Genomic DNA, 973 nt, shown 5'->3' with positions numbered 1-973 from the left:
GCCGTCTTCGCAGGAATTTTCTGACCGCCATGCTGCTCGGTCCGGCGACCGCGTGGCTGGTGGTGTTCCTGGTGCTGCCGTTCATCGCCATCGCCGTGTTCAGCGTCGGCGAACGCGCACCGGAAGGCGGCTATCAGGCCGCCTTTACGCTGGCGCAATATGCCAATCTTCCGGCGCGGGCGACCGCCTTCTGGAACACCATGGTGCTGGCGCCGGTGGGAGCGCTCGCCTGCCTTCTCGTCGCTTATCCCGTTGCCTACTATCTCGCCTTGCGCGCGCCGCAGCGCTGGCGGCTGATCCTGCTGGCGCTGGTCGTCATTCCGTTCTGGACCAGCCTGCTGATGCGGACCTATGCCTGGATGTACATTCTGGGCGGGCGCGGCATTCCGGCGCTGCTCGCCTTTGTCGGCATCGAGGATGTCAGGCTGATCAACACGCCGGGCGCGGTGCTGCTCGGCATCGTCTATGGCTACCTGCCGTTGATGATCCTGCCGATCTATGTCAGCCTCGAACGGCTTGACCGCAGGCTGCTGGAAGCCTCCGCCGATCTCGGCGCCACGCCACTATCGACTTTCCTGGGCGTGACCCTGAAACTGTCGTTGCCGGGCGTGATGACCGGCTTCTCGCTGGTCATGATCCTGCTGCTCGGCGAATATCTGATCCCGACGCTGCTTGGCGGCGGCAAGGTGTTCTTCATCGGCAATGCGCTGGTCGACCTGTTCCTGCAATCGCGCAACTGGCCGTTCGGATCGGCCATCGCCATCACGCTGGTGCTGGTCTCGGTGGAGGTGCTGATTGCCGCAAACCGCATTTCGACCCGAGTTTCGGGCGCGCGCCGGGTGGATCTGATCTGATGCGGGCTTTCGTCATTGCGGTGTTCGCTTTCCTCTATCTGCCGATCGCGCTGGTGGTGCTGTTTTCCTTCAACGCCGGCCACCATGCCAGCGAGTTCACCGGCTTTTCGGTGCAATGG

1 protein-coding gene and 1 pseudogene are annotated in these 973 nt (G+C 63.4%); both read left to right on the top strand.

The window, feature by feature from the left end; genetic code table 11:
• A partial coding sequence (locus ENZ74_RS32960; RefSeq protein ID WP_164761451.1) for an ABC transporter permease occupies positions 1–854 on the top strand: 854 nt, incomplete at its 5' end.
• Positions 854–973, top strand: a pseudogene (locus ENZ74_RS35540) (ABC transporter permease); the annotation flags it as partial. The gene ENZ74_RS32960 and the pseudogene ENZ74_RS35540, both read left to right, overlap by 1 nt.

Origin of the sequence: Mesorhizobium sp. M7A.F.Ca.CA.002.15.2.1 (genome assembly GCF_003998715.1) — a bacterium.
Lineage (GTDB): Bacteria > Pseudomonadota > Alphaproteobacteria > Rhizobiales > Rhizobiaceae > Mesorhizobium > Mesorhizobium ciceri.
This window is presented reverse-complemented; position numbering and strand designations above follow the sequence as displayed.